This is a genomic window from Hydrocoleum sp. CS-953 (genome assembly GCF_002260545.1).
GTDB lineage: Bacteria > Cyanobacteriota > Cyanobacteriia > Cyanobacteriales > Microcoleaceae > Trichodesmium.
Genome location: NZ_LGSU01000453.1, coordinates 1 through 3162 on the forward strand (window position 1 = coordinate 1; position 3162 = coordinate 3162).

At 36.3% G+C, this 3162-nt stretch carries 4 protein-coding genes and 1 pseudogene; all 5 read left to right on the top strand.

Going from position 1 to position 3162, the window contains the following annotated elements; genetic code table 11:
- Positions 1-49: 49 nt before the first annotated feature.
- The 5 genes and pseudogenes from yvcK (at position 50) to AFK68_RS38110 (ending at position 2766) form a co-directional block, all read left to right on the top strand.
- The gene (gene yvcK, locus AFK68_RS04525; protein WP_094671772.1) at positions 50-1375 is read left to right on the top strand and encodes a gluconeogenesis factor YvcK family protein; all 1326 of its coding nucleotides are present in this window, start codon (positions 50-52) and stop codon (positions 1373-1375) included.
- 202 nt (positions 1376-1577) lie between these two features.
- The gene (locus AFK68_RS38100; RefSeq protein ID WP_210407224.1) at positions 1578-1847 is read left to right on the top strand and encodes a hypothetical protein; all 270 of its coding nucleotides are present in this window, start codon (positions 1578-1580) and stop codon (positions 1845-1847) included.
- A gap of 244 nt (positions 1848-2091) precedes the next feature.
- On the top strand, positions 2092-2207 hold a 116-nt coding region (locus AFK68_RS44200), incomplete at its 3' end, for a hypothetical protein (RefSeq protein WP_371357229.1).
- A gap of 1 nt (position 2208) precedes the next feature.
- Positions 2209-2379, top strand: a pseudogene (locus AFK68_RS44205) (hypothetical protein); the annotation flags it as partial.
- Positions 2380-2415: 36 nt separating this feature from the next.
- On the top strand, positions 2416-2766 hold the full coding sequence (locus tag AFK68_RS38110) for an IS200/IS605 family accessory protein TnpB-related protein (protein ID WP_210407225.1): 351 nt from the start codon (positions 2416-2418) through the stop codon (positions 2764-2766).
- Positions 2767-3162: the final 396 nt, after the last annotated feature.

The window sequence follows — 3162 nt, forward strand, 5'->3', positions numbered from 1 at the left end:
CTGGTTTACTCAAGAAAACTCTACGCATCTTTCTCAAAAGCAACTTTTCATTGCAAAACGTCAAAGGGGTAACTCTCGGATACTTAGCCAATGGTTTAAATGGTTAGCTCCAGGACTATTTGTCAAACGGTGGTTACTTTTGAGTGCTGCTGGTGTACTACTAAGTAGTTTAGGACTGGCAATATGGACGGGAATGACTCCTATTTTTTACACTCTACAAAAACTTAGGGAATTTTTGGGGTGGGTTACAACAATACTCCCTAACTATATTTCTGGTCCTCTAGTTATCCTTGCTGGCTTACTATTTATCTTTTTAGGACAAAATCGCAGCTTAAATACTATTACCCAAGTGTTAATGCCAGAGGGAGATGAAGAATTAGTAGATAGGTTACTCACCCATCGACGATTAAATAAAGGTCCAAAAGTTGTAGCTATTGGTGGTGGTACTGGTCTTTCCACTTTATTACGGGGCCTCAAGGGTTATAGTGCTAATATTACTGCTATTGTTACAGTGGCTGATGATGGTGGGTCTTCTGGTAGGTTGCGCCGAGAAATAGGAGTACTCCCGCCAGGAGATATTCGGAATTGTTTGGCAGCTTTAGCTAACGAGGAAAAGTTATTAACTGAGTTATTTCAGTATCGGTTTCGGGCTGGTGATGGTTTGGTGGGGCATAGTTTTGGCAACTTGTTTCTGACGGCTATGAGTGAGGTAACTGGAGATTTAGAAAGGGCTGTGGCTGCTAGTTCAAAGGTTTTGGCTGTCCAAGGTCAGGTTTTGCCTGCTACTCTTACTGATGTGCATTTGTGGGCAGAATTAGCTGATGGGCGACGTATTGAGGGCGAGTCTAATATTACCGAAGCGGGAGGCAAAATTGTCAAAATTGGCTGTACTCCTGAAAATCCTCCTGCTTTGCCTAAAGTTTTACAAGCTATAGAAGAAGCGGAATATATTATTATAGGTCCTGGTAGTTTATATACTAGCGTAATTCCTAATTTATTAGTCTCTGAAATTGCTGAGGCAATTGATTCTAGAAATATTCCTAGTATTTATATCTGTAATATTATGACTCAACCTGGGGAAACTACTGGATATAGTGTGGCTGACCATATTCGTGCTATTGATTTTGCTTGTGGTAAACGATTATTTGATACTGTTTTAGTGCAGGGAAAAAGTCCTTCGGCACAAGCATTAATTAAGTATGCTCAAGAAGATTCTCATCCAGTTTTTCTTGATCGAGAAGCAGTTAGAAATTTGGGGCGGAAAATTCTTTTAACTAATGTGATGTATGAGGATGAACAAACTGGTTTTGTTCGCCATGATCCGATGATGTTGGCACAGGTTTTATTACAGTGGTATAATAAAAGTTATACATAAATATAGTCATATATAGTCAAGTAACGTCAAATATCTTCGTTGATTTATACAAGCATAGCTACTAAATATTTGACAAAATTTAATAACTCCAAGGCCAAAGGTTTAATAGTATAATGAAATTGGCACGCTTAGTTTCAGACTAAATAATCAGAACAATTCCGCGCGTCCTCGAATCCTAATATAATTTTAACAAGAATGATTTATGAGATTAGTTGAGAGACATATTATTCAAGCAACACATCGGTTTGATCCTGAAATTGACCGACTGTGTTTCTTGTCTAAAAATCTCTATAACTATTCTAATTATTTAGTTCGTCAGTCTTTTATATTTGAAAAGACTTATCTTTCTTATTATGACCTGCAAAAAACACTATCTACTCAATTCATATATCAAGCAATTCCAGCTAAAGCATCTCAACAAATATTGATGATATTAGATAGAAACACCGAAGAGTTTTTTAGCAGCGAATGAAGTTTATAAACAGAACCCATCAAAGTTTAATGCTCGTCCTCGTATTCCGAAATATAAAAATAAAATAACACCGAAGAAATCTTGTAATTTATACGAGACAAGCTATCAGCAAAAAACAATTAAAACAAGGAATTATTAATCCTAGTAAAACAGGGATTTATCTAAAAACATTAGTACCTACTTCACGCTCTTAAACAAGTTCGTCTCGTCCCGAGACTTAACCATTATATAATTGAGGTGATTTATGAGAAATGTGAAAAACAATACGAGAAATGCGAAAAATCGTTCTGCCAGTATTGATATAGGATTAAACAATCTAGCTACATTTTCATGTCGGCGACAGCCGAAACTTTTAATCAANAGAGTGATAAATGGCAGACCGTTAAAATCTATCAATCAATACTATAACAAAGTGAAAAGCTTCCTACAATCTCAACTCCAGGAAAATAGATCGAGCAAAAGACTGAAAAAACTTTGCAATAAAAGAGAATTTAAAATCAATGACCCAATACGCGTATTGCATCTCGTTTAATTATTGATACTCTAATTAATCAGATGCAGAGGAACTTTGATAATTGGGCACAATGAAGAGTGGAAGCAGAAGATGAGTTTAGGGAAAAGAAACTTTTCATATTTTGTCTGTATTCCCTATAACAAGTTAATTGAAATGTTATCTTATAAAGCCAAGATGGTAGGCATAAATGTAATTCTTACAGAAGAATCTTATACTTCCGCATCAAGTTTTATAGATAATGATTTGATTCCTGTTTACAAGAAAGGTGAGAAAATAAGAGTCACTTTCTCAGGAAAAAGAATAAAGCGATGCAGCGCCGCCAAAGGGGGTTTCCCCCATGAGCGACTGCATCAAGACAAAGAGGAATGCAATCGTACCGCCAGCAAAAGATTAATCAATGAGTAAAGTCAACGGTTCTCTAAACATAATGAAAAAAGCAGCTCCCTTTTGTCTTTGACTATGGGATAGAGGAGCCAGTGCGTTGGGCGGGTCTCCCGACTTAAAGCAACTGGCGTGGTGTTGTAGTGCCTCCTGCGGAGGAGCTGCGCTAACACGAGCGTCAGAATAACACCTGCAATGCAGGAGGATATGTCATATTTGACCATATTTTTATGAACTATATTAGTTACAAATCTAACTATAATATTTTTCTCAAAAAAAATGAAAATTATCGACTCTTGGCTATTATTTAAGTTCTGGATTTCCTAATTTATCTTTATTTATCTTTAGGTTCTATCGTGTATATTCTCACGAGAAAATCCAAGAGTTATAGATTACAAAAAAACTATAGTGCTAGTGTTC

What these genes read in the sequence shown, in the direction of transcription:
- AFK68_RS38100 (WP_210407224.1), top strand. Translation starts at nt 1,578, where the DNA reads ATGAGATTAGTTGAGAGACATATTATTCAAGCAACACATCGGTTTGAT.